At 67.1% G+C, this 24,526-nt stretch carries 21 protein-coding genes; 10 read left to right on the top strand and 11 right to left on the bottom strand.

Annotation, left to right across the window (positions count from 1 at the left end; all coding sequences use genetic code 11):
• Positions 1 to 31: 31 nt before the first annotated feature.
• The 9 genes from urtB (at position 32) to atzF (ending at position 10,972) form a co-directional block, all read left to right on the top strand.
• Entirely contained in the window at positions 32 to 916 is an 885-nt protein-coding gene (urtB, locus tag ACLQ3J_RS06580; protein WP_169651299.1) for an urea ABC transporter permease subunit UrtB, read from the top strand.
• Entirely contained in the window at positions 916 to 2,043 is a 1,128-nt protein-coding gene (gene urtC / locus ACLQ3J_RS06575) for an urea ABC transporter permease subunit UrtC (RefSeq protein WP_169619304.1), read from the top strand. The genes urtB and urtC overlap by 1 nt, the downstream gene beginning before the upstream one ends.
• Positions 2,040 to 2,846 (top strand): urea ABC transporter ATP-binding protein UrtD, encoded by an 807-nt coding sequence (gene urtD / locus ACLQ3J_RS06570; protein WP_169619302.1) that lies wholly within the window; start codon positions 2,040 to 2,042, stop codon positions 2,844 to 2,846. Before urtC ends, urtD begins: the two co-directional genes overlap by 4 nt.
• On the top strand, positions 2,846 to 3,538 hold the full coding sequence (gene urtE, locus ACLQ3J_RS06565; protein WP_169619603.1) for an urea ABC transporter ATP-binding subunit UrtE: 693 nt from the start codon (positions 2,846 to 2,848) through the stop codon (positions 3,536 to 3,538). The genes urtD and urtE overlap by 1 nt, the downstream gene beginning before the upstream one ends.
• The gene (locus ACLQ3J_RS06560) at positions 3,538 to 4,227 is read left to right on the top strand and encodes a GntR family transcriptional regulator (protein WP_425902610.1); all 690 of its coding nucleotides are present in this window, start codon (positions 3,538 to 3,540) and stop codon (positions 4,225 to 4,227) included. The genes urtE and ACLQ3J_RS06560 overlap by 1 nt, the downstream gene beginning before the upstream one ends.
• Positions 4,228 to 4,246: 19 nt before the next feature.
• The gene (locus tag ACLQ3J_RS06555; RefSeq protein WP_169619299.1) at positions 4,247 to 4,780 is read left to right on the top strand and encodes a carboxymuconolactone decarboxylase family protein; all 534 of its coding nucleotides are present in this window, start codon (positions 4,247 to 4,249) and stop codon (positions 4,778 to 4,780) included.
• Between the two features lie 99 nt (positions 4,781 to 4,879).
• Positions 4,880 to 5,575 (top strand): GntR family transcriptional regulator, encoded by a 696-nt coding sequence (locus ACLQ3J_RS06550; protein ID WP_425902609.1) that lies wholly within the window; start codon positions 4,880 to 4,882, stop codon positions 5,573 to 5,575.
• A 37-nt stretch (positions 5,576 to 5,612) separates the two neighbouring features.
• A complete protein-coding gene (gene uca / locus ACLQ3J_RS06545; RefSeq protein WP_425902607.1) occupies positions 5,613 to 9,221 on the top strand; it encodes an urea carboxylase in 3,609 nt (1,202 codons plus the stop codon).
• The gene (atzF, locus tag ACLQ3J_RS06540; RefSeq protein ID WP_425902605.1) at positions 9,218 to 10,972 is read left to right on the top strand and encodes an allophanate hydrolase; all 1,755 of its coding nucleotides are present in this window, start codon (positions 9,218 to 9,220) and stop codon (positions 10,970 to 10,972) included. The genes uca and atzF overlap by 4 nt, the downstream gene beginning before the upstream one ends.
• A gap of 12 nt (positions 10,973 to 10,984) precedes the next feature.
• Here atzF and ACLQ3J_RS06535 read toward each other — a convergent pair whose 3' ends face one another.
• The 10 genes from ACLQ3J_RS06535 to ACLQ3J_RS06490 all read right to left on the bottom strand — a co-directional run bounded on the left by ACLQ3J_RS06535 (position 10,985) and on the right by ACLQ3J_RS06490 (position 21,614).
• Positions 10,985 to 12,391, bottom strand: a complete 1,407-nt coding sequence (locus ACLQ3J_RS06535; protein ID WP_296550304.1) for a fatty acid desaturase family protein — start codon at positions 12,389 to 12,391, stop codon at positions 10,985 to 10,987.
• Positions 12,392 to 12,431: 40 nt separating this feature from the next.
• Complete coding sequence (locus ACLQ3J_RS06530) at positions 12,432 to 13,529, bottom strand: ferredoxin reductase (RefSeq protein ID WP_425902604.1); 1,098 nt, start codon at positions 13,527 to 13,529, stop codon at positions 12,432 to 12,434.
• Between the two features lie 80 nt (positions 13,530 to 13,609).
• Positions 13,610 to 13,945 (bottom strand): cupin, encoded by a 336-nt coding sequence (locus ACLQ3J_RS06525; RefSeq protein WP_169619281.1) that lies wholly within the window; start codon positions 13,943 to 13,945, stop codon positions 13,610 to 13,612.
• Positions 13,946 to 14,136: 191 nt separating this feature from the next.
• Complete coding sequence (lpdA, locus tag ACLQ3J_RS06520) at positions 14,137 to 15,540, bottom strand: dihydrolipoyl dehydrogenase (RefSeq protein WP_169619279.1); 1,404 nt, start codon at positions 15,538 to 15,540, stop codon at positions 14,137 to 14,139.
• A gap of 79 nt (positions 15,541 to 15,619) precedes the next feature.
• Entirely contained in the window at positions 15,620 to 16,255 is a 636-nt protein-coding gene (locus ACLQ3J_RS06515) for a response regulator (protein WP_296550302.1), read from the bottom strand.
• Complete coding sequence (locus ACLQ3J_RS06510; protein ID WP_425902602.1) at positions 16,252 to 17,487, bottom strand: sensor histidine kinase; 1,236 nt, start codon at positions 17,485 to 17,487, stop codon at positions 16,252 to 16,254. The genes ACLQ3J_RS06515 and ACLQ3J_RS06510 overlap by 4 nt, the downstream gene beginning before the upstream one ends.
• Positions 17,488 to 17,586: 99 nt before the next feature.
• A complete protein-coding gene (locus ACLQ3J_RS06505) occupies positions 17,587 to 18,342 on the bottom strand; it encodes an ABC transporter permease (protein WP_425902601.1) in 756 nt (251 codons plus the stop codon).
• Positions 18,339 to 19,247: an ATP-binding cassette domain-containing protein gene (locus ACLQ3J_RS06500; RefSeq protein ID WP_425902600.1), complete on the bottom strand. Its 909-nt coding sequence runs from the start codon at positions 19,245 to 19,247 to the stop codon at positions 18,339 to 18,341. The genes ACLQ3J_RS06505 and ACLQ3J_RS06500 overlap by 4 nt, the downstream gene beginning before the upstream one ends.
• A gap of 80 nt (positions 19,248 to 19,327) precedes the next feature.
• Complete coding sequence (locus tag ACLQ3J_RS06495) at positions 19,328 to 20,188, bottom strand: SDR family oxidoreductase (RefSeq protein WP_169619269.1); 861 nt, start codon at positions 20,186 to 20,188, stop codon at positions 19,328 to 19,330.
• Positions 20,189 to 20,276: 88 nt separating this feature from the next.
• Positions 20,277 to 21,614 (bottom strand): wax ester/triacylglycerol synthase domain-containing protein, encoded by a 1,338-nt coding sequence (locus ACLQ3J_RS06490; RefSeq protein WP_169619267.1) that lies wholly within the window; start codon positions 21,612 to 21,614, stop codon positions 20,277 to 20,279.
• Positions 21,615 to 21,647: 33 nt separating this feature from the next.
• Here ACLQ3J_RS06490 and ACLQ3J_RS06485 point away from each other — a divergent pair, with 33 nt between their 5' ends.
• Complete coding sequence (locus ACLQ3J_RS06485) at positions 21,648 to 23,660, top strand: prolyl oligopeptidase family serine peptidase (protein ID WP_169619265.1); 2,013 nt, start codon at positions 21,648 to 21,650, stop codon at positions 23,658 to 23,660.
• A 1-nt stretch (position 23,661) separates the two neighbouring features.
• Here the strand turns inward: ACLQ3J_RS06485 and ACLQ3J_RS06480 are convergent, their stop codons facing one another.
• Positions 23,662 to 24,519: an alpha/beta fold hydrolase gene (locus ACLQ3J_RS06480; RefSeq protein ID WP_169619263.1), complete on the bottom strand. Its 858-nt coding sequence runs from the start codon at positions 24,517 to 24,519 to the stop codon at positions 23,662 to 23,664.
• Positions 24,520 to 24,526 lie beyond the last annotated feature (7 nt).

The following is a 24,526-nucleotide window of genomic DNA, read 5'->3' as shown; positions in this document are numbered from 1 at the left end:
TCACGACCGGGAAGCCGACCAGGGAGGCACCATGGATGTCCTTGTAGGACAGTTGTTCACAGGATTGAGTATCGGTTCGATCCTGCTGCTGGCGGCACTGGGCCTGTCGCTGACCTTCGGGCAGATGGGCGTGATCAACATGGCCCACGGCGAATTCATCATGGCCGGCAGCTACACCGCCTTCGTGGTCCAGCAGGTGATCTCGTCCGCGGGTGTGTCCCTGTTCGTCTCGCTGCTCGTCGGCTTCCTGGTCGGTGGGGCGATGGGTGTCCTGCTCGAGGTCACCCTCATCCGCCGCATGTACCACCGGCCCCTCGACACCCTGCTCGTCACGTTCGGTGTGGGCCTGCTGCTCCAGCAGGCCGCCCGCGACATCTTCGGCGCACCCGCCGTCAACGTCGTGGCCCCGGCCTGGCTGTCGGGCGGTGTCGAGATCCTGGGCGCGGTGGTACCGAAAACCCGCCTGTTCATCTTGGCGCTGTCGGTGATCTGCGTGATCGCACTCATCGCCTCGATGAAGTACACCCCGATGGGCCGCCGGATCCGCGCGGTCGTGCAGAACCGCGACCTCGCGGAAACCGTCGGGATCTCCTCGCGCCGCACCGATATCACCACGTTCTTCCTCGGTTCGGGCCTCGCGGGCCTTGCCGGCGTGGCGCTGACGCTGATCGGCTCGACCAGCCCGACCATCGGGCAGGCCTACCTGATCGACGCGTTCCTCGTCGTCGTCATCGGCGGCCTCGGCAGGATCGAAGGCGCCGTGCTCGCCGCCGTCGCCCTGGGTCTGCTCAATTCGTTCATCGAATACTCCACCACCGCTTCGATCGCGAAGGTGATCGTCTTCGTGATCATCGTGATCTTCCTGCAGGTCCGTCCCCAAGGCCTGTTCGCCGTCAAGACGAGGAGCCTGGTCTGATGTCTGTGACGTTCTCCCCCCGGTCCCTGACACAACCCGGACCCGTCCGCACCGCAGCAGGATTCGCGCTCGCCGCGCTCGTGTTGTTCGGCATCGCGCCGGCGTTCCTGTCCGACTTCCGGCTGGGCCTGCTCGGCAAGTTCCTGTGCTTCGCGATCGTCGCCGTCGGAATCGGGCTCGCATGGGGGCGCGGCGGCATGCTGACCCTCGGGCAGGGCGTGTTCTTCGGGCTCGGCGCATACATCATGGCAATGCATCTCAAAATTGCCGACGCACAGTTGCGTGAGGACTCCGTCCCCGACTTCATGCAGATCGCGGGAATCCGTGAGCTACCGGCATATTGGGTGCCGTTCACCTCACCGTTCGTCGCGATCCTGGCGATCCTCATCGTCCCGGCGCTCGTCGCGGCACTGCTCGGGCTCGGTGTGTTCAAGCGACGTGTGAAAGGCGCCTACTTCGCGATCCTGTCCCAGGCCCTCGCCGCCGCCTTCGCCATCCTGCTCGTCGGTCAGCAGTCCACCGGCGGTTCCAACGGCCTCAACCGGTTCCGCACCTTCTTCGGCTTCGAACTCTCCGATCCCGTCAACAAGCGGATGCTGTTCTTCATCGTGGCGGCCATCCTGCTGCTCGTCGTCGCCGCAACCCGGCAGTTGATGCAGTCCCGCTACGGTGAACTGCTCGTCGCGGTGCGCGACCAGGAGGAACGCGTCCGGTTCCTCGGCTACGACCCCGCCAACATCAAGGTGGTGGCCTACACCGTCGCCGCGTTCTTCGCCGGCATCGCCGGAGCGATGTTCGTTCCCATCGTCGGCATCATCTCCCCCGCCGACATCGGCATCGTTCCGTCCATCGCTTTCCTCATCGGCGTCGCCATCGGAGGCCGCAGCACCCTGCTCGGGCCGGTCCTCGGCGCGATCGGAGTCGCGTGGGCCCAGACCGCGCTGTCGGAGAACTTCCCCTCGGCCTGGACCTACGCTCAGGGACTGCTGTTCATCGTGGTGGTCGGCTTCTTCCCCGCCGGCCTGGCCGGACTCGCCACCGTATGGCGCCGGCGCCGCCGGTCCCGGCCCGCACCACCCGCCGACGACGTACCCGCAGCGACGACCGAATTGGAGCCGGCACGATGAACGCACCCGTCTACGGCGGCAACGCCGGCATGGCCAGCGACTACCTCGAAATCCGCGATCTGCGAGTCACCTTCGACGGCTTCCACGCCGTCGACGGAGTGAACCTCACACTCCTGCAGGGAGACCTGCGCTTCCTGATCGGACCCAACGGCGCGGGCAAGACCACCCTCGTCGACGCGGTCACGGGCCTGGTCCCCGCAACCGGTTCCATCACCAAGTCCGGAATCGAACTCGTCGGCAAGAAGACGCACAAGATCGCCCGCCTCGGCGTCGGCCGGACGTTCCAGACCGCGTCGGTGTTCGAGGAACTGTCGGTGCTCCAGAATCTCGATATCGCCGCAGGTGCCGGGCGCTCCCCGTGGCAACTACTGCGACGCCGTAAAGATGTGCTGCCCGAAATCGAGGAAGCCCTCGAGACGATCGGCTTGTCCGCCCACCGCGACACGCCGGCAGGCATCCTCGCGCACGGCCAGAAGCAGTGGCTCGAGATCGGAATGCTCCTCGTCCAGAACGCCGACGTGTTGCTGCTCGACGAACCGGTCGCGGGCATGAGCGGCGACGAACGCGAGGAAACCGGCCGGCTGCTGCGCCGTATCGGCGCGCAGCGCACCGTCGTGGTGGTCGAACACGACATGGACTTCATGCGTGCGTTCGCGACCTCCGTGACCGTGCTGGCCCGCGGCAAGGTCATCGCGGACGGCACCGTCGAAGAAGTGCAGAACGATCCGCAGGTCCAAGAGGTCTACCTCGGCACCGCAGCTGCGGTCGGTTCCGACGGCACCGACACCTTCCAGGAGGCATGATGCTCGAACTCGTCGACGTGCGAGCCGGTTACGGCCGCACCGAAGTCATCCACGGTGTCTCGGTCACCGTTCCCTCCGACGGAGTCGCCGCCGTGATGGGCCACAACGGCGCCGGGAAGACCACGCTGCTGCGCGCTGCCGTCGGTCTGCTTCCGATCTCCTCGGGCAAGATCCTGTTCGACGGGCACGACATCAGCGGGCTCCGGCCGGCAGCACGCGTGGCCCGGGGACTCGCCTACGTGCCGCAGGGCCAGCAGTCGTTCGGGCAGCTCACCTGTAGCGAAAACCTGCAGGTCGTCGCGGACGGCCGCAAGAACGGCAAGAAGCTCGTCGCCGATATGCTCGACCTGTTCCCCGCGCTCGTCCCACTGCTCGACCGTCGCGCGGGGCTGCTCTCCGGCGGCCAGCGTCAGCAACTCGCGATCGCGCGCGCTCTGATCACCGAGCCGCGCATGCTCATCCTCGACGAACCGACCGAAGGCATCCAGCCCTCGGTGGTCGCCGAGATCGAGAACACCATCGTCGAACTCAGTCGCGGCGGAAACCTCGGTGTCCTGCTCGTCGAACAGCACATCGGCTTCGCCCTCGACAACGCGCGCCACTACTACGTGCTCGAATCCGGGCGCGTGACCTCCACCGGAGAGGGTGGCGCGGACGCCGCGACAACCGTCCGCGCGGCGATGGCGATCTGATGCGTCCCGGCGTCACCCGGCGGGAGCAGGTCTACCGGGCCTTGCGCACCGACCTGATGTCCGGCGACCTCACCCCCGACGAACGCCTCAGTGAGGAACGGCTCGCCGAGCACTACGGGGTGTCGCGCACCCCGGTGCGCGAGGCGCTGGCTCGGCTCGTGTCCGACGGTCTCGTCGAACGTCGCGAGTACGGGTTGTTTCCGTATCGGCCGCGCCTCGAAGATCTCGCGGGCCTCTACGAACTCCGGATCACCCTGGAACTTCGCGGAATTCGGCGCGCGCGGGACGACGACTCCATCCGGCACGACCCAGACATTCTCGGTCCCGAACTCGACCGCTGGTACGACATCCGCCTGAATCTTCCGGAACCCGACGCAGGATTTGTGACGCTCGACGAGCAATTCCATCTCACGATGCTGGCGGCGTCCGGAAACCGTGCGCTGTGCGACGCACTTGCCGTGGTCAATCAGAAAGTGCGGCCGGTGCGCATGTTCGACTACCTCACCCCGGACCGGATCTCCGACACGGTCGACGAGCACATCGCCGTCGCGGAACTCGTCCTGGACAACAGACTCGACGACGCGCACCGCATGCTCCTCGAACACATCGGCACCTCCCGGACCGTAGTCGTACGGCGCTCGGAGGAAGCCCTGAACGTGGCGCGGCTTGCCCGGGCGGTCCGTGAGTGATCGTGCGACACTGGCGGGTATGACGCCCCGCATCCGGCCCGGACGTTTCAGGGAACTCGGTCCTCTCAACTGGGCCGCATGGAAAGCGCTCTCCGCGGCGGCGGGGACCACCGACGCCCATCTGTTCAGCACGCTCGGACGGACGGGCCGGTTGTTCCGGGGATGGCTGCACTATTCCGGCATGTTGATGCCCTTCGGCAGGCTCGGCCGCTTCGAGGGCGAGATGATCATCCTGCGGGTCGCGCACTTGCGGGGCAGCGCATACGAGACCGACCATCACACCCGGCTGGGCCGGCGCGCCGGCATCACCGACGACCTCCGTGCGCGCATCGTCGCCGGGCCGGACGCCGAGGGCTGGAGCCCCCGTCACCGCGCGATCCTCGGCGCCGTCGACGAACTGGTCGCGACGAAAGATCTCTCGGACGAGACGTGGTCGACGCTCGCGGATCACCTCGACGATCGAAAGCTCATCGAATTCTGCTTGCTGGTCACCCAATACGACGGTCTGGCCACCACGATCGGCACTCTCCGCCTCGAACGCGACTTCGGTTAGTCACCGGCACCTGCTCACACGGTGAACGTGAGCATCCTCTAACCCGGCCGTAACACGGCGTCACAACGGTGTCATCGCAGGTCAATAGCGTATACAGCTATGTCGACAGAAACGGACACAGGGACACCGGAGCCGCTGCGGCTCCAGGTCTACCGCCAGTTGCGTGACGATGTGATGAACGGGTCGGTCCGTGTCGGCGACCGCATGACGGAGCCGAAACTCGCTGCACGGTTCGGCATCTCACGCACCCCGGTACGCGAAGCACTCGCGATGCTCGTCTCCGACGGTCTGATTCGCAGAGAAGACTACGGATTCTCACCCCAGCCGCCGAGCATTCCGCGCATCCGGAACCTGTACGAACTGCGAATCACCCTGGAATTGCAGGGCATCACCCGCGCACTCGACGATGCGGCCGTGCGGCACGACCGGACGGCGCTCGAATCCGAGCGTACGCGGTGGCGGGCCCTCGCCGACGATCCGCCGGCACAGGAACCGGGCTTCGTCGTCGCCGACGAGGAGTTCCATGTGGCGCTGCTGGCGTCGTCCGGAAACGCCGAACTCGTCACCGCCCTCGAATCCGTCAACTCCCGGATTCGCCATGTACGGATGTACGACTTCATGGTCAACAGCCGCATCGAAACGTCGATCGCAGAGCATCTCGGCATCCTCGACGCCGTCCTCGACGACGACCTGCCTACCGCTCGTACCCTGCTCCACCGCCATATCGGCGAATCTCTCTCCGTTGTTCTCGACAGGGTGACCCGCGCGGTCACCGCGATGTCGCTGGCCGACTGACAGCGCTGCCGTCCCGCCCCTATCCGAGGAGCTCGCCTTGACCTACGCCTTCGATACCCTGCTCGTCGCCAACCGCGGCGAGATCGCCTGCCGCATCATGCGTTCGGCCCATCTGCTCGGCCTCAAGACCGTCGCCGTGTACTCCGACGCCGACGCCTCCGCCGCACACGTCGAACTCGCCGACGTGGCCGTGCGACTCGGCCCGGCCCCCGCAGCCGAGTCGTATCTGCGCGCCGATCTGGTGATCGAGGCCGCCCAGGCGACCGGCGCCGGCGCGATCCATCCGGGCTACGGATTCCTCTCCGAGAACGCCGATTTCGCCGCCGCGTGCGAGGCCGCGGGTATCGCGTTCGTCGGGCCGACGCCAGAGCAACTACGCGTGTTCGGTGACAAACACACCGCGAGAGAGGCCGCGCGCGCCGTGGGTGTTCCGCTCGTGGCGGGCAGCGGACTACTCGGCTCGCTCGACGATGCGCTCGTCGCAGCCGAGGACATCGGATATCCCGTCATGCTCAAAGCGGTCGGCGGCGGCGGGGGCATCGGCATGCAGGCATGCTTCGGTCCCGACGATCTCCGCTCCGCCTACGAACGGGTGCTGCGCCTCGCGTCGGCCAATTTCTCCTCGTCCGGTGTGTTCCTCGAACGGTTCGTGGCACATGCGCGACACATCGAAGTGCAGGTGTTCGGCGACGGGCACGGCCGCACCCTCAGTCTCGGCACCCGCGACTGCTCCCTGCAGCGCCGCAATCAGAAGGTCGTCGAGGAAGCACCCGCTCCGAACCTGCCCGACGAGATCGTCGAACAGTTGCTGTCGTCTTCCCGCGCGCTCGCGGACTCGGTGCACTATCGGTCTGCGGGAACGGTGGAGTTCGTCTACGACATCGACCGAGGTGAGGCATCCTTCCTCGAAATGAACACCCGGCTCCAGGTGGAACATCCTGTGACCGAAGAGGTCACCGGGGTCGACCTCGTCGAATGGATGCTCCGGCTCGCGCGCGGTGAGACCGACATGCTCGACGCGCTGCCCGACACCGGACCGGCGATCAGCGGCCACGCAGTGGAAGCGCGGGTGTACGCCGAGGACCCCGGACACGACTACCGGCCGAGCGCGGGCCTGCTCACCCAGGTGGAGTTCCCCGCACACACCCGGATCGAGACGTGGGTGGACACCGGGACCGAGGTCAGCTCGTTCTACGACCCGATGCTCGCCAAGGTGATCGTGCACGGCGAGTCCCGCCGCACCGCCTTCGCGGCATTGGCCGACGCGCTCGACGACACCCATCTCTACGGGGTCCAGACGAACCTGCCCCAGCTTCGCCGTATCTGCACGGCCCCTCCGGTTCTGGCCGCCGAGCACGCCACCTCCACCCTGGCGGGACTGCGCGCGACCGGGCACCGTATCGACGTGGTGCGGGCGGGCACGATGACCACCGTCCAGGACTTTCCCGGCCGTACCGGGTTGTGGGAGGTGGGAATCCCGCCGTCCGGGCCGATGGACGACCTGTCGTTGCGTGCGGCGAACGTGGCCGTCGGAAATCCCGAGGGCGCTCCCGGACTCGAATGCACGCTGCAGGGCCCGCGCCTCGAGTTCTCCGACGCCACGTACGTGTGTGTCACCGGCGCCCCGGCCGAGGTGACGCTGGACGGCGAGCCGGTGCCGATGTGGGAGCCGATCGAGGTTCCCGCCGGTGCGGTGCTCGACGTGGGTGCCCCCGCCGACACCGGCCTGCGCACCTACGTCGCCGTGCGCGGTGGCCTCGACGTACCGCTGTACCACGGCAGCGCGTCGACCTTCACGCTCGGCGGCTTCGGTGGCGTCACCGGGCGCGCCGTGGCCACCGGCGATGTCCTGGGCGTCGCCGACACCGCCACCGACCGCGAGCCCGCTCCCGTGCCGGCCGAGGGGCGGCCGGAGTTCACGCACACCTGGCACCTCGCGGTCACCGAAGGTCCGCAACCGGCACCCGACTACTTCACCCCCGAAGACATCAGCCAGTTCTACGACACCACCTGGACGGTGCAGAGCCACGCCAACCGGACCGGTATCCGGCTCGACGGCCCGAAACCCACCTGGTCGCGCACCGATGGTGGCGACGCCGGTCTCCACCCGTCGAACCTGCACGACAATCCGTACAGCGTCGGCGCTCTCAACGTCTCGGGTGACACCCCGATCCTGCTCGGTCCCGACGGCCCCAGCCTCGGCGGGTTCGCGTGCCCGCTCACCGTCGTGTCCGGTCACCGCTGGAAGCTGGGACAGATCCGGCCGGGTGACTCGTTGCGGTTCGTCCCGGTGACCGACGCCGGTGCGGCCGCCTTGCGCACCGCCACCGTCCGCGGAGCGGACCTTCCGCCGGTGGAACGGCAGACCACGTCCGACGGCGGCCGACTGGGCCGGACGGAGGCCGTCCTCGACCGTCCCGAGGCCGTCTATCTGCGCGGCGGCGACGACAACATCCTCGTCGAGTACGGGGACATGGTGCTCGACCTGGGGTTGCGCATGCGCGTGCACGCACTCTCCGAGGCTCTCGCAGCGACAGGTCTTCCGGGAATCGTGGACGTGACGCCCGGCGTGCGGTCGCTGCACATCCACTTCGATCCTGATGTGCTGCCGGCCTACCGCCTACTCGGTGTGCTGCAGGATCTCGAGACCGAACTCCCCGCGACACGCGACCTCGTGGTTCCGAGTCGCACCGTGCGTCTTCCGCTCTCGTTCGACGACCCGTCGATCTCCGAGGCGATCTCCCGGTACCGGAGCGGTGTCCGCGACGAGGCGCCCTGGCTGCCGTCGAACATCGAATTCATCCGCCGCATCAACGGATTGGAGTCCGTCGACCAGGTGCGTGACGCCGTCTTCGACGCCGAGTATCTCGTCCTCGGACTCGGCGACGTGTATCTCGGTGCTCCCCTTGCGGTTCCCCTCGATCCCCGGCACCGCCTCGTGACCACCAAGTACAACCCGGCGCGCACCTGGACCCCGTCCGACGCCGTCGGTATCGGCGGCAAATATCTGTGTGTCTACGGCATGGAGTCGCCGGGCGGGTATCAGCTGGTCGGCCGGACCGTCCCCATCTGGTCCGGCTACCGGCAGACCGGGCCGTTCGAACAGGGCAAGCCGTGGCTGTTCCGGTTCTTCGACCGCATCGTCTGGGAGCCGGTGACACCGGAGCAGTTGCTCGAGTACCGGGCCGCGTCGAAGGCCGGCCGGTTCGACGCCGACGTCTCGGACGGCACGTTCGTTCTCGCCGACCATCTCCGATTCCTCGAAGACAATGCCGAGTCGATCGCAGCGTTCGACGAGAAACAATCCGTGGCGTTCGAAGTCGAGAAGAGCGCGTGGCACGCCGCCGGTGAGTTCGACCGCGTCGATGCCGAACCCGTCGAGGTGTCCGCACCCGTCGACCCCCTCGCCGGAATGCCTGCGGGCGCGACGGTCGTGGAGGCACCGATGGTCGGCAACGTCTGGCGGGTCGAGGTGACCGAAGGTGACCACGTGGCCTCCGGTACCACCGCAGTTATTCTCGAAGCGATGAAGCTCGAGATGCCTGTCCTCACCGACGCGGCGGGAACAGTTCTGAAAGTCCTCGTGGAACCCGGTAGCAAAGTGGCGCCCGGCACCCCACTCCTCGTGATCGGAGCAGCAGCATGACCGTGAGTACCGGCAGCGCACGGAACGACAGTGCGGCCCTCGCCCCGGGCAGCGCGATCACCGCTACCGAGCGAGCCCGGAATGCGTTGCGCCGCATCGAGGAAGTGGATCGGCCCGAGGTGTGGATCGCCCTCCGCGACGCCACCGGTATTCTCGCCGACGCCGCAGCGGTCGACGCACGCGTCGCCGCGGGTGAGAGCCTGCCCCTCGCGGGCCTGCTCGTGGCCGTGAAGGACAACGTGGACGTCGCGGAGCTACCCACGACCTCGGGGTGCCCCGAATTCGCCTATACCCCCGAGACCACCGCCACCGGCGTCGCGCGACTCGTCGAGGCCGGTGCCGTGGTGCTCGGCAAGACGAACCTCGACCAGTTCGCGACCGGGCTGGTGGGTTCCCGCAGTCCGTACGGTGCAGTGCGGAGTGCGTGGGACCCGGAGCGCGTCTCGGGCGGATCCAGTTCGGGTTCGGCCGTCGCGGTGGGCCTGGGCATTGCCGACATCGGGATCGGCACGGACACAGCCGGATCCGGAAGGGTGCCCGCAGCGTTGAACGGCATCGTCGGCATCAAAGCCACGCTCGGTGTCATCCCGACGTACGGAGTCGTTCCTGCCTGTATCGATTACGACTGCTTGACCGTGCTCGCGCGAGACCTCGATCTCGCCACAGCCGCGGCGGCGGTGATGGCGGGCCCGGACCCTCGCGATGCACGCAGCCGTTCCTGGCCCGCCGATGTCCGACTGGCCGCGTCGTCGGCGATTCGCCTGGCCGTGCCGCGGCCGGAGGACCTCGACGCACTGTGCGACGAGTACCGCGAAGCGTTCGCCCTCACGGTGGTCGCGGCCCAGCAGCGCGGAATCGACGTCGACGAGGTGGACATCTCCCCTCTCCTCGACGCGGCAACTCTGCTCTACGACGGCGCGGTGGTCGCCGAGCGCTACGCCGCGGTGGGCGAGTTCCTCTCCGCCGCGCCGGCCGGTGCGGACCCGACGGTCGCCGCGATCGTCGCCGGGGCGAGAAAGCCTGCCGCGCACGAACTCGTCGCGGACCTCGACACCCTCACCCGCACGAAGGCTCAGGCGGTGCGTCTCCTCGACGGGTTCGACGGGCTGCTACTGCCCACGACGACCGAACATCCGACTATCGCTGCGGTGCAGGCGGATCCACTCGGAATCAACCGCCGCATGGGGACGTACACGAATTTCTGCAACCTGCTGGATATGGCGGCGGTGGCGGTGCCCGGACAACCCACGGCCGCGGGCAACCCGTTCGGCGTCATGGTGGTCGTACCGGCGTTCCACGATCAGATCGCGATCGACGTCGCGGCGGCACTGACGGGCGGCACGGCTCCGCTCTTCGTGGATTCCGGCGTGGACCTCGCCGTGTTCGGAGCACACCTGCGTGGGCAACCGCTCCACTTCCAGCTCGAGAATCTCGGAGCGCGCTTCACGGAAGAGATCCGTACGTCCGATGCGTATCGCCTGATGGCACTGGACACCACACCGTCGAAGCCCGGCCTGGTGCGCCACGGTGCCGGAGCAGGGGCCTCGATCGCGGGCGAACTGTTCCGCATCTCCGAAGCGGGACTGGGCCGTTTTCTGGCGGCTCTGCCCGCTCCGATGACGCTGACGAGCGTGGAACTCTCGGACGGCCGCTCGGTCGTCGGATTCGGGTGCACGCACGACGCAGCCGCCGACGCGGTGGACATCACCGAGTTCGGCGGCTGGGTCGCCTACCGCCAGTCGGGGCGGTAGAAGACGGACGGGTCAGCGGGGCGGCGGATCGACGGCGACGCCGCCGCCCTCGTGCTCCGGGCCTGCGGCGGGGTGGTCCGACGGCATCCGCCGACGGAAACGGGCCGCCTCGCTCGGGGCGGCTTCTCCCGTCGGATCAGCGGAACTGCGGTAGGGGCCGGGCTTCGGGCGTGCCTTGCCGCCGGGGAACGCGAGACGTGCGATGGTGCGGTGCACCATCCACCACTGCTGCCCGAACCGCCCGGTGTTGTACGGCAGGTCGTAGCGCTCACAGATGTCCTTGATCTTGGGCGCCACCTCGGAGTACCGGGTGCTCGGCATGTCGGGGAACAGGTGATGTTCCACCTGATAGCCGAGGTTGCCGCTGATGACGTGGAACAGCGGACTTCCCTCGATGTTCGCCGAACCCACGAGCTGGCGGACATACCAGCCGCCGCGCGACTCGTTCTCGACTTCCTTCTTGGAGAACGTGTACGTCTGGTCCGGGAAATGGCCGCAGAAGATGATGGCGTGGGCCCACACGTTGCGGATGATGTTGGCGGTGACGTCCGCGGCCAGGGTCGACAGGAACGTCTTCTCGACGCCGGGCAGCCACCGGTCGGCGATGTCGGCGCCGGCGCCCCACCTACCGGATCGGCGTAGCCATCCGCCCACGCGGGACGTCTTCGGCTGCGGCAGCTTTCCGCGCATCGCGACCTGCGCCAGGCCGAACACCGCGGCGCTGACGAGCGGCCACCCCACATAGTCCTTCACGAATTGGGCCTTCGCCTTTCCGGCGATGCCCTTGAGCTCTTCGAGTACCTGCGTGGGCGACTTCTCGCCCGCCCAGAGCGCCTCGAGATCCAGGTCGTGCAGGGCGACGCCCCATTCGAACAGCACGGTGAGCAGGGCGTTGTAGAACGGCTGGGCGAGGTAGACCGGTTGCCACCGCTGTTTCGGGTCGATCCGCATGATCTCGTATCCGAGATCCTTGTCCAGGCCACGAATGTTGGTGTACGTGTGATGGACGTAGTTGTGCGAGTGCTTCCACGCTTCGGCCGTGGACGCAGTGTCCCAGTCCCACACGGAGGAGTGGATGTCCGGGTCGTTCATCCAGTCCCACTGGCCGTGCATGACGTTGTGTCCGATTTCCATGTTCTCGAGGATCTTCGCCATCCCGAGGCATGCCGTCCCGGCCACCCAGGCGGGCTTCGACGAGGACGCGAACAGAATGACTCTGCCGGCCACGACGAGCTGGCGCTGCGCTGCGATGACGGACTTGATGTACTTGCGGTCCTTCTCGCCGAGGCTTGCGTACACCTCGTCGTGGATCGCATCGAATTCTTCGGCCAGACGATCGAGTGTCTCTGCGCTCAGATGAGCGAGCGGGCTATCCACTTCCGGAGACGCGGGTGCGGTCGCCTCTTCGGTGTTCGTCATACGTGCCCCATTCGTCGGGAGCTGTCGCAGCCCTCGCCGCTCACAGCTCTATTTCGATGTCACCCTCCGCGGTGTGGATGCAGGTACGCACCGAAGCCCCGGTGGGTTCGCTCACCTCGTCGGTTCGCAGGTCCCGGAGTTGCCCGGAATGCAACGTGCCCACGCAGGTGTGGCAGATACCGATACGGCAGCCGTACGGCAACTTGAGGCCGGCGTTCTCGCCCGCGACCAGGATCGGGGTTCCCCCGTCGCACTCGACGTCCTGTTCGCTGTCGAGGAAGTGGATGGTGCCGCCCTCGCCGCTTCCCGCATTCCCCCCGATAACGGGCTGGAAACGTTCGAGGTGGAATCTTTGCGAGTCGGCCTGGTCGTTCCAATGTTCCTCGAGCACGTCGAGCAGCTCACGCGGCCCGGAGACGAACGTTTCCCGTGCGCGCCAGTCCGGGCACACGTCGTCCAGGTCACCGGGTGTGATCCGTCCCCGCTCGCCACTGATCCAGACCTCCAGGCACAGACCCGGATGGCGGGCGTCGAGGTCGCGCAGTTCCGAGGAGAAGATCACGTCGTCGGGGGCCGACGCAGAATGCACCACCACGACGTCACGGAGCAGGTTCCGGTGATCGAGGCTGCGCAACATGCTCATGATGGGCGTGATGCCGCTGCCTGCGCTGATGAACAGCAGTTGGGCCGGGACCGGATCGGGCAGGGTGAAGACACCTTCCACCTCGCCGAGGCGCACGATGTCGCCCGGGGCGATCTTCCGTACGAGGTATGGCGACACGACCCCGCCCTCGACGACTTTCGGCGTGACGCTGATGAGTCCGTCCCGGGGGTCCGGATCGGACGTCAAGGAGTATGCCCGCCAGTGGTAGACACCGTCGATGATGACTCCGAGGCGGACGTATTGGCCCGGTTCGTGCCCGGGCCACTCGTACGCGGGCCGGATGAGGACCGAGGCGGTGTCCTCGCTCTCCGGCACCACCCGCTCCACCCGTCCGCGGAGCTCACGGGTGGACCAAAGTGGGTTGATCATCTCGAGGTAGTGGTCCGGTTCGAGAGGTGTGAACAGTCGTCGCACCGCGTGCAAAAGCCACTTGCGAACAGGATGTACGTGGGGCCGAGCTCCGCGTTCCGCCATTTCGTCACCTTAACGCGGTGCCGCCGGCTCTGCGACAAACCGGACGGCTCCGCCGCGTCGTCACCCCGAGATCGTCGACATCACCGCAAGATCGTCAACATCACCACAGAGTCGATATTCGCGTAGAGACGGTGCACGATGCCAGCGTCGACGTGAACGGCGGTCCCGGGCACCAGCGAGACGGTCTGTTCCTCGGTCCCGAAGGAGATGTCGCCGACGACCGTCTGCACCACGATGGGAAACATCGCCTGATGATCCGCCATCGTCTGACCCGCGGTGAAGCTGATACGGATCACCGTCGCGCCCGTCCCCGATGCCAGTTTCTCGATACGCGGGGTGTCTCCGGTCTGAGGGTTGAGGGTCGCGAGGCCTTCGATGACGGTGAGCTTGCCGTCCTTACCGTTCGTTGTCGTCACGCCGCCTTCTTCCGTGCGATGACCTCGATCGCCACGAGGTTCTTCGTGTACTTCGTGAACGTGGAGCGTATCTGCAGAACCCGGGCGCGGGCATCCCTCGAAACGACGTCAGCCCGGGACGACGGTCGAGTCGCCCCGGGCTGAGCCGGTACATCCGAACGGGGTCCGCCCGACCGGAAGGTTTCGAAAGATCAGAAGTTGATCATGTGCCCTGCGAGACCGTGAATGGCCTCCTGCAGCGCCTCGCTGAGCGTCGGGTGCGTGTGGACGTTGCGCGCCAGTTCGTTGACGGTCAGATCCCACTTCTGGGCGAGGGTCAGCTCGGGGAGCAGCTCCGAGACGTCGGGCCCGATGAGGTGGCCGCCGAGAAGCTCACCGTGGGTCTTGTCGGCGATGAGCTTGACGAAACCGGTCGGATCGGCGAGTCCGTGCGCCTTGCCGTTCGCGGTGAACGGGAAGGTCGCGACCTTGACGTCGTAGCCCTCGTCCTTCGCCTGCTGCTCGGTGAGTCCGAAGGACGCGACCTGCGGCTGGCAGAACGTCGCGCGGGGCATCATCCGGTAATCGCCGAGCTCGAGGGTCTCGGCACCACCGATGGTCTCGGCAGCGACGACGGCCTGAGCCTCGGCGACGTGGGCGAGCTGGAGCTTTGCGGTGACGTCACCGATGGCGTAGATGCCGTCGACGTTGGTGCGCATCCGTTCGTCGATGGCGATGGCGCCGCGATCGGTGAGCTCGACTCCGGTCTTCTCGAGGCCGTAGCCTTCGACGCGCGGGGCGAATCCCACCGACTGCATGACCTTGTCGACGGTCATCGTCTCGACGTTGCCGGACTTGTTGTCCTTGATCTCGACGGTGACGTCCGAGCCGTTGTCGGAGATCTTCTGGACCGCGGCACCGGTCTTGATGGTGATGCCGAGCTTCTTGTAGGCCTTGGCAATCTCCTTGGAGACGTCCGCGTCCTCGTTGGGCAGTGCCCGGTCGAGGAACTCGACGATGGTGACGTCGACCCCGTAGTTCTTCAGGACGTAGCCGAACTCCATGCCGATGGCACCGGCACCGACGATGACGATCGATCCGGGAAGGTCGCGGGTGAGGATCTGCTCCTCGTACGTGACGACGTTCTCGCTGAGTTCGGTTCCCGGCAGGAGCTTGGTGACCGAACCCGTCGCAATGATGACGTTGTCGAAGGTCACCTGCTCGGTTCCGCCCTTGCTGAGCGAAACCTCGATGGTCTTGGCGTCGACGAACGAGCCCTTACCGTCGTACTCGGTGATCTTGTTCTTCTTCATCAGGAAGTGCACGCCCTTGACGCGACCGTCGGCCACCTTGCGGCTGCGGTCGTAGGCGGCACCGAAGTCGAAGGACACGTCTCCCGACATACCGAAGGTCTTGGCCTCTTTGGTGAAGAGATGTGCCAGTTCGGCATTTCGGAGAAGTGCCTTCGAGGGGATGCAGCCGACGTTCAGGCAGACACCGCCCCAGTACTTCTGCTCGATGATGGCGGTGCTCAATCCCAGCTGTGCCGCGCGGATAGCAGCGACGTACCCACCGGGACCGGCTCCGAGGACAACGACGTCATAGTGTGAGGTCACAGCCATACAGGGTAGTCCTGCCCCATTCGGCTGTCTGCCGATGGTCCGGTTACCCACCGGTAGGTACGAGGCGGGCGCTTCAGCCCAGGATGCCGCGGTCGTACGCGGTCGCCACCGCCGCGGCGCGATCCGCCACCTCGAGCTTCCCGAAGATGTGGGTCAGATGCGTCTTGACCGTCGCCTCGCTGATGAACAATTCCTGCGCGATCGCGCGGTTCGACGTGCCCTTCGCCACCAGGGTCAGTACCTCACGCTCCCGCGCGCTGAGCGTCCTCGATGCGCCCGGGGCGCGCACGCGCGACAGCAGCCGCGACGCCACCACCGGCGAGAGGACGGTGCGCCCCTCCGCGACAGCGCGCACCGCCGCGAACAGTTCGTCACGGGGCGTGTCCTTGAGCAGGTAGCCGATCGCTCCGGCCTCGATAGCCGAGAAGGCGTCGGCGTCGGTGTCGTATGTCGTGAGGACGAGTACGCGGCTCCGGACCTTGCGGGCGGTGAGTTCGGCGATCGCCTCGACTCCCCCGCCCCTCGGCATCCGCAGGTCCATCAGCACCACATCCGGATCAAGCGCCACAGTCACCACCACAGCCTCCGGTCCGGACGACGCCTCTCCTACGACCGCGAATTCGGTTGACGCGGCGAACATCCCACGCAGGCCGTCGCGGACGACCGGATGATCGTCGGCGATCAGCACTGTGATCGCGTCGGCGCTCATTCCGCTGCTCCCACCCGCACGAGCGGAACCCGCACCGAGACCGCCGTCCCGGCACCGCGCTCCGACTCGACAGTCACTTCGCCGGCAACGCGGGCCGCCCGGGACTGCATGCCCCTCAAGCCGAACCCGCGAACCGATCCTGCGGACGGATCGAAACCGCATCCGTCGTCTCGCACATCCACGCTCACCTCGTCCTCCATATACGAGACCGTGACACCGACACGTCCCGCCCCCGCATGCTTGCTCACGTTGGCGAGTGCCTCCTCGGTGATGCGCAGGAGCGTCGCGCCGATGTCGTCGTGCAACGGCTCGACTGTGCCGGTCACGGTGAATACGGCGGCTACCCCGGAGTCCGCCTCCCACATCTTCACCACTCGGCCCAGCACCTCGTCGAGTGTGCCGTGCTCGAGCGCCTGCGGGAGCAGATTCTGCACGGAGCGACGGGCTTCGGACAGGCTACGGCGAGCAAGTGCCGCGGCCCGCTCCACATGCCCCCCGGCCACGACCGGGTCGACGGTGTTCTGCGCCGCCTGCAATTGCGTGACGATCCCCGTGAGACCCTGCGCCAGGGTGTCGTGGATCTCGGCGGCGAGACGTCGCCGCTCGTCGTCGATGCCGGCCTCCCGCGCGCGCAGCACGAGCTGCGCGTGGAGTGCCTCGTTTTCGGAGAGAGCCTGTTCCAGACGGTGATTCGTGCGTTCGAGTTCCGCGATCGCGTCGATCCGTTCCTGCGTCAGCGTCTCCTCTCGCGCACTGATTCGGAGCATCATCATCACGATCGAGGAGTTGATGACGAACAACGCACCGAACGCGATCCACATGGTGAGGCCCGACGGCGGGAGACCCCCGCTCTGGGATCCCGCCATCGTCACCGCTGTCGAGAGCAGCCCCACTCGCATCCAACGCTCGGGGAGCAACCGCTCTGCGTCGAAGTACCCGATGAAGGCGTAAAACGCGAAAAACGGATTGAGCCAGGTCAGGACGAACGCAAGAACAGTGCGCCCGGTGAAGTACACAGCGTCCTTGTCGCGACGCCACCACCAGCGCTCCCAGCACACTGCGGCGCCAACCAGCACCAGAGCCGAAACACGTTCTGCCGGCGTCATGAGCAGGTTCGCGGAGGCCAGGGACAGGACCGTCCCGACCGCGAGCAGCACCCACGGTCCCCACCTGTAGATACGCTCCCAGTACTCGTCTGTCGGGGGCGCTGCCATCGCGGTGTCCGTCGCCACGTTGTTCAGCATGACGGGTGCCGCCGTCGTTGCCAACGGAATGTCGTCGTTGCCAACGGAATGTCACTGCCGACCGGTGTCACTGCCGCGGACCGATCTCTACTGCCAGCGAAACCAGCGTGCCGCTGCGGCCGTCAATGCCACCGCCCACAACGCCACCACCATCAGACCACCCGCACTGGGCCACTCCCCTCGGGCCGCCTGGTCGAGGATCTGCGATGCCGCACCGAAGGGCGTCACCTCGACGATCCGCTGCAGCAGAACCGGCATGGTCTGGACCGGGAGCCACACCCCGGCGCAGAACATCATCGGAAAGAAGACGATGGTGCCGATCGTCTGCGCGATCCGTGTGGTCCCCGAGACGGCGGCAATCGCGGCGCCCATGCTCAGCGCCGCCGCAAGCGTGAGGAACACCGCCAGCACGTAGCCCCACGGTTGCTCCGGGAATGCCACTCCGAACACACCACGGCCGACGAGCAGGGCGAGCACGACCGCCCCGGCCACGGCCACAGCGTGAACCACGATCTGCGCCAGCAGAATTGTCACCGGCCGGACCGGGGTCACCGACAGCCGGCGCAGGATTTCGCGTTCGCGATACGACGACAGCACAGCAGGCATCGTCTGGATACCCGCGACGATCATCGACAGCAACACCACGGTCGGAACGTAAAGATCGATCACCCGGCGTCCTCCGAGACTCGCGTCCGGCTCCCGGAAGGCGGGGATGAGGCCGAGAATCGTCAGTAGGACGACAGGGAACGCGAGGATCCAGAACATCGCGCCGGGTTCGCGGACGAACAGGCGCGCTTCGGTGCGCACTACCGCGGTCACAGGATTCGTATCGGTCGTCGTCATGGCCGTTTCTCCGGGGTCGTGATATCGAGGAATGCGTCGTCGAGCGTGGCTTCCGTGATGCGGAGCCGTCGAGCGGAGATGCCGTCGCGAACGAGGAGCGCGAGCACCGCATCGACCGAGTCGTCGTTGCCTTCCACGACCAGCCGGTCGTGGTCGTGACGCACTGCCAGGACTCCGGGCAATGCCGTCAGGGCGTCCGGATCGAGCGGAGCCGACGGGCGGAACGAGACGACGACCGCTGTCGAGGTGCGGGCGATGAGTTCCGAGGGCGTGCCCAGCGCCTTGATCCTGCCGGTATCGAATACCGCGACCCGGTCGCACAACCGCTGCGCCTCTTCCATGAAATGGGTGACCAGCAGCACCGTGACCCCCGAGTCCCGGATCTCTTCGATCAGCGACCATGTCTCGCGGCGGCCACGCGGATCCAAGCCCGTGGTGAGTTCGTCCAGCACTACCACCCGCGGCGATCCGATCAGCGCGAGCGCGATGAAGAGGCGCTGTTGCTGTCCCCCCGACAACTTCGCGAACCGGGTGTCGAGCACGTGCTCGAGGCCGAGCCGTTCGGCCAGCGCCGTCCCGTCCGCGGGACGCGGGTAGAACGATGCGTAGAGGTCGAGAGCCTCCTGCACGGTCAGCTTCGGCTGGAGTTCGCTCTGCTGTAGCTGAGCCCCGAGCAGTTCCGTCAGCACGCGGCGGTCGGCGACCGGGTCGAGCCCGGCGACGCGTACGGTCCCTTCGTCCGGTGCCCGCAAGCCGGAAACGCATTCGGCCGTGGTGGTCTTCCCAGCCCCGTTGGAGCCGAGAATTCCGAATATCTCTCCTTCTCGGACATCGAAACTCACGCCGTCGACGGCGGCGCGGTCGCCGTACCGTTTGTACAGGCCTTTCACTTCTACGATGGGCATGGTCCGAGCTTGCCCGGCGGGGGCGGGCCGCCACATCGCCCGACGGTCTCAGACGGCATCAACCGATCGGGGGATGCGGGTCAGTCGCCCGAGGTACCGGTTCTGCGAGCGAAAGAGCGCATCCGGCGCAGGTATCCGGGTATCGACCGGAACGGCACGCGAACCGGCCAGTCGTCCGGCCGGAAGTATGCCTCGGTGCCACCGTCGACAACCACCACGCTGCCGGCCATGAAGTCGGCGGCCGGGGACACCATGAACTCGACCCACTGCGCGATCTGTTCGGCGTCGCCGAATCCGCCGAGCGGAACAGGGAAGCTCTCGACCGCCCTCTTCAACGGACTGTCGAGTTGTGCGTCGAGCAGTGGTGTGGAGATGGCACCCGGCGCGAGCACGTTGAGGCGGATGCCGGAGCCCGCCCATTCCGGCGTCACCGCTGTGCGGCGAACCCAGCGTGTCACCGCGATCTTGGACGCTGCGTAGGTGAACGGCGGCCCCGATTTGGCGATCCTGGTGGCCCGCGCGACGCCCTTGTCCATGTCGCCCGCGAGAAACGCCTTCACCGCAGAATTCGGTACGCCCGGCGTGGTCGTCGTGGAGTTGGAGCCGAAGACCACCACCTTGCTGTTTCCGGCCGCGGCGAGTGCCGGGCGCCAGCCCACGAGCAGATCGATCACACCTCGCACGTTGACCTGGGCGATGAGCGGTTCCCTACCGGGAGTGGGGCCGAGGCCGGCGGCGAGAACCGCACCGTCGAGCGTGGCTCCGGCCCGATCGAGGGTGCCGCGGATGGCGTCGGACCGCCCCTGCGGAGTCGAGAGGTCGGCCACCACATCGGCGTCCCGGATGTCCACACCGATCACGGTGTGGCCTGCGGCGCGCAGTCTTTCCGCGCTCGCCCTGCCCATACCCGACGCTGATCCCGTTACTACGTATACGCCCATGACCGTGCTGCCCCCGCCTCGCCGATTCGATTGCTCCCCGCACGGTACATGCGCGGGACCGCAGCGGCCGGTGCTATTCCACCGGCGCTCATCTCGCCGGGGAGAGCGCCGCGCCGACCTCGGCGACGGCGTCGCGCACCATCTGCTCGTACGCATCGAGATCGGGAATCACCCGACTGCCCGCGGCCACACCGATCGTGACCGTCTCTCCGAGTCCGTATACACCGTGGGTCAACGCCATGGCCGGCGACAGTGCCGGGAATCCGGCGCTGAACACCACCGGCCCACCGGCGAGGGCGAGGTCGGCAGAACCACGGAAGACGCTCGACACCACGGTGTTTCCCGTGACGGTGACGGGACGCGGCGACGCGTACCGAACGATCCCGAACCGCGACAGAGGGGCCGGAACATGCTCGGCTGCCGCGTCGCGCTGCGCGAACAGCGGATCGGTCACTCTCTCACGACGCGCACCCAGATCGGCAGCGATGCGGGCAGCCCGGACACCCAGGTCGGATTCGGTGACGAACAGGTCGACGCCGACATTGCGATAGTTGTTGTTCGCGGAACCCACGGCCCCGACCGCCACGGTGACCTCCACACCTAGCCTGTCCGGCACGCTCTCGCCGCGCGTCTCGAGAAACCTGGACAGCGCCACCGAGATCGCCGTCAATGCGACGACGGTGACGGTATGTCCACCACCGCGGAAGGCAGCGGACCTGAACACCACGGCGCGGACGCTGCGCTCGGTACCCGGATCGCAGTTGACGCCGACGAGTGGCCGCCCGGCGGCCGGTGCCGGTATCTCACCTGCCGCGGTCGCGGCGTCGAGAGCGCGTGCCGCAGCGGCCGCACGCCGACCCGACCGCGCCAGGCGAACGACCTGCGCGGGAAACCGGGCGGCGGCACGAACGACCATCTCCCACGCGACGGGCCCTCGATCCGGACGCGGGGACGCCGGTGGCTCGTCCGCACCGAACAGCGCCCTGGCCAGGGCGGTGGCCCCACGGCCGTCCGCGAACGCGTGCGAGACCTGCCAGACGACCACCAGGGCGGCACCGTCACACAGGGGCGCGCCGCGCACTCCGGTGAATACGTGCAGGCGCCACGGGCTCACCCGAGCATCGAGCACCGTCGCAACGAGCGCCCCCAGTGCGTTCTGCACGTTCCCCCACGACGGATCGTCGAGCCGGTACTCGGCGACGAGGTCGTCGCCGAAAGGTCTCGGACACCAATACGGGTAGTCCAGATGCCGGGGAACGTCCCGGACGCGGCACAGCAACTTCCCCATGACGTCGGTACGCCTGCGCACCGCCTCGCGCACCTCGTCCACACCGGCGTCGGTAGCGAAGCAGAAGAGCAGGAACTGGTCGTTCGGCATTCGATCGGAGAGCCAGTACATCTGCGCGTCCGCGGGGGTGAGCTGCACCTCGGCAGCGTAATGCCGGGTAGAAATGAAGTCATGAGCGACACCACCACCGACCCGTACCTCTGGCTCGAGGACGTCACGGGCGAGAAGCAGCTCGACTGGGTCCGCGCCCACAACGACCGCACGGTCGACGCCTATACCCGCAGCACCGGTTTCGGCACACTCGAAAGCCGGATCCGCGAAGTTCTCGACACCGACGCTCGCATTCCGTATGCCCGGCGCCGCGGCGAGTACCTCTACAACTACTGGCGTGACGCCACTCATGTGCGCGGGCTGTGGCGACGCACCACGATGGACCAGTACGTACGCGACAACCCGGAGTGGGACGTCCTGGTCGACCTCGATGCCGTGGCCGAAGAGGAAGGCGAGAACTGGGTGTGGTCGGGTGCCCAGGTCCTGCGTCCGGACCAGACGCGCGCGCTCATCAGCCTCTCGCGCGGCGGTGCCGACGCCACGGTCGTTCGCGAGTTCGACCTCGTCACGCGGCAGTTCGTCTCCGGACCGGACAGCTTCGAAGTGCCGGAGGCGAAGACCGACATCGGGTGGATCGATGCCGATACCGTCTATGTGGGAACAGATTTCGGCGAGGGATCACTGACCGACTCCGGATATCCCCGCATCGCCGCGCGCTGGCGGCGCGGGACGAGGCTGGCCGACGCGGACACGGTCTTCGAGGGCGAAGCGGGCGATGTCGCGGTGTCCGCGTGGTACGACGACACCCCCGGTTACGAGCGCAGTTTCGTCGATCGTGCTCTCGACTTCTACCGGGCCCGGCGGTTCGAACTGACGGCGACCGGCAAATTCGTCGAACTCGAAGTTCCACACGACGCGCGGGTGAGTGTGTACCGCGATCACCTGCTGATCCGTACCCGCTCCGAATGGCTGGGGCACCCCGCCGGCGCGTTGCTCGCTGCCGACTATCCCTCGTTCCTGTCGGGCTCGCGGGACCTGACGGTGTTGTTCACTCCCGACGAGCACACATCGCTCGAACAGTACGCGTGGACGCAGAACCATCTGCTCGTCGTCACGTTGCGCGATGTGCAGACCCAGATGCGGGTGCTCACCCCCGGCGCCGACGGCTGGTCGGACGAGGAATTGCCCGGGGTGCCGGACGCGACGTCGACATCGATCATCGACGTGGATCCGCTCACCGGCGACGACTTCTTCCTCAATTCGAGCGGTTTCACGATCCCGGCGACACTGCTGTCCGGCACGGTGGGTGGCCGGATCGAGCCGATCAAGTCCGCGCCGTCCTTCTTCGACGCCACCGGCATTTCGGTGGTGCAGCATTTCGCGACATCCGACGACGGCACACAGATTCCGTACTTCGTGGTGGGACGCAATACCACGAGCCCGTCACCCACCCTGCTGTACGGCTACGGCGGATTCGAGAACTCGATGGTGCCCGCCTACAGCGGAGGTATCGGCCGCGCGTGGCTCGAGAAGGGCTACACGTACGTGATCGCCAACATCCGCGGCGGCGGCGAGTACGGTCCGGGCTGGCACACCCAAGCGCTCAAGGAGAACCGGCACAAAGTCTTCGAGGACTTCGCCGCCGTTGCGAAAGACCTTGTGGCGCGGGGCATCACCACGGCAGAGCAGCTCGGCGCGCAGGGAGGCAGCAACGGCGGACTCCTGATGGGCGTGATGCTCACCCGGTACCCGCAGTTGTTCGGCGCGATCGTGTGCCAGGTGCCGTTGCTCGACATGAAGCGCTACCACCTGCTGCTCGCCGGTGCTTCCTGGATGGCCGAGTACGGCGACCCCGACAAGCCCGAAGAATGGGAGTTCCTCAGCGGATACTCGCCGTACCAGAACACCGACCCGGATGCGACGTACCCGCCGATCCTCGTGACGACCTCCACTCGCGACGATCGCGTCCACCCCGGCCATGCCCGCAAGATGGTCGCCCGCCTCGAGGAGGAGGGTCACGAAGTCTGGTACTACGAGAACATCGAAGGTGGACACGGCGGTGCAGCCGACAATGCGCAGGCGGCATTCAAGTCGGCGCTGACCTTCACATTCCTGGCGGACAAACTCACGTGACCTAGCGGTCGCGTAACCACGCGGCGACCTTCGCCGCCGTGTCGGCGTTGTCGCGGATCCAGCCGTTGTGCCCGAGCTTCCGGGGGTTGTGCCACGTCGTGATGTCCGCGGCGGACAGTTTGCCCAGCAGGTGGCGGGCCGACTCCACCGGCGTCAGCTCGTCGCCCTCGATGGTGATCGACAGGACCGGCAGGGTGAGGCGGGCGAGCCGCTCCTCGTAGTCGATGTCGGCGCCGGCCGGATCGAACCGGCCTCCGCGCGCGAGCCGCGCCCAGTCGGAAATCAGGACGCGGGACTGCCGGCCGAATCCTGCCACGTCGATCCGGTCGCCCGGCCAGAAACCCGCGACACTCGACGTCAACGACATCGCCGCCGAGCCCAGCAGGAGTCCGGGGCGGCGGGCACCGCGGTAGTGCCGGTAATACGGGGTGCCCGCAGCGACGAGAATCAGCCCGCCGAGCCGGCCGCGGATCCGCGACGCGTAGAGCACGCCGAGTTGGCCTCCCATCGAATGCCCGAGCAGATAGGGCGTCGAATCCGGAAAGCGCTCCCGCACCACCTCGAACACGGCGGGCAGATGCACGGCGACGATGTCGTGGTAGCCGTAGGTGCTCTCCGGTCCGGGCCGGGGGCGGCTGTCCCCCTGCCCCGCCAGTTCGCAGATCGCCGCATCGAACCCGTACCCGGTCAGCGCCTCGGCGAACGATTCGTAGTATCCGGCGGGAACGCCGAGTCCCGGCACGATCACGACCACTGCGCGTGACGAATCGCGACGGGATTCGTGCTCGTGATCGGGGCCCGCGAACAACCGCACCGGTGTCGTGGTGCCGTCGGGTAACTGGATCGGTACGGTCTGCACCGGCTCA

Source organism: Rhodococcus sp. DT1 (assembly GCF_049844875.1).
Taxonomy (GTDB): Bacteria; Actinomycetota; Actinomycetes; order Mycobacteriales; family Mycobacteriaceae; genus Rhodococcus.
The sequence above is the reverse complement of the archived record's forward strand: the minus strand, read 5'-3'. Positions and strand labels throughout refer to the sequence as shown.

Bases quoted from the DNA above. Each gene is read 5' to 3' on its own strand.
- urtB (WP_169651299.1), top strand. From the start codon at position 32: ATGGATGTCCTTGTAGGACAGTTGTTCACAGGATTGAGTATCGGTTCG.
- urtC (WP_169619304.1), top strand. From the start codon at position 916: ATGTCTGTGACGTTCTCCCCCCGGTCCCTGACACAACCCGGACCCGTC.
- urtD (WP_169619302.1), top strand. From the start codon at position 2,040: ATGAACGCACCCGTCTACGGCGGCAACGCCGGCATGGCCAGCGACTAC.
- urtE (WP_169619603.1), top strand. From the start codon at position 2,846: ATGCTCGAACTCGTCGACGTGCGAGCCGGTTACGGCCGCACCGAAGTC.
- ACLQ3J_RS06560 (WP_425902610.1), top strand. From the start codon at position 3,538: ATGCGTCCCGGCGTCACCCGGCGGGAGCAGGTCTACCGGGCCTTGCGC.
- ACLQ3J_RS06555 (WP_169619299.1), top strand. From the start codon at position 4,247: ATGACGCCCCGCATCCGGCCCGGACGTTTCAGGGAACTCGGTCCTCTC.
- ACLQ3J_RS06550 (WP_425902609.1), top strand. From the start codon at position 4,880: ATGTCGACAGAAACGGACACAGGGACACCGGAGCCGCTGCGGCTCCAG.
- atzF (WP_425902605.1), top strand. From the start codon at position 9,218: ATGACCGTGAGTACCGGCAGCGCACGGAACGACAGTGCGGCCCTCGCC.
- ACLQ3J_RS06535 (WP_296550304.1), bottom strand. From the start codon at position 12,391: ATGACGAACACCGAAGAGGCGACCGCACCCGCGTCTCCGGAAGTGGAT.
- ACLQ3J_RS06530 (WP_425902604.1), bottom strand. From the start codon at position 13,529: ATGGCGGAACGCGGAGCTCGGCCCCACGTACATCCTGTTCGCAAGTGG.
- ACLQ3J_RS06515 (WP_296550302.1), bottom strand. From the start codon at position 16,255: ATGAGCGCCGACGCGATCACAGTGCTGATCGCCGACGATCATCCGGTC.
- ACLQ3J_RS06505 (WP_425902601.1), bottom strand. From the start codon at position 18,342: ATGACGACGACCGATACGAATCCTGTGACCGCGGTAGTGCGCACCGAA.
- ACLQ3J_RS06500 (WP_425902600.1), bottom strand. From the start codon at position 19,247: ATGCCCATCGTAGAAGTGAAAGGCCTGTACAAACGGTACGGCGACCGC.
- ACLQ3J_RS06495 (WP_169619269.1), bottom strand. From the start codon at position 20,188: ATGGGCGTATACGTAGTAACGGGATCAGCGTCGGGTATGGGCAGGGCG.
- ACLQ3J_RS06485 (WP_169619265.1), top strand. From the start codon at position 21,648: ATGAGCGACACCACCACCGACCCGTACCTCTGGCTCGAGGACGTCACG.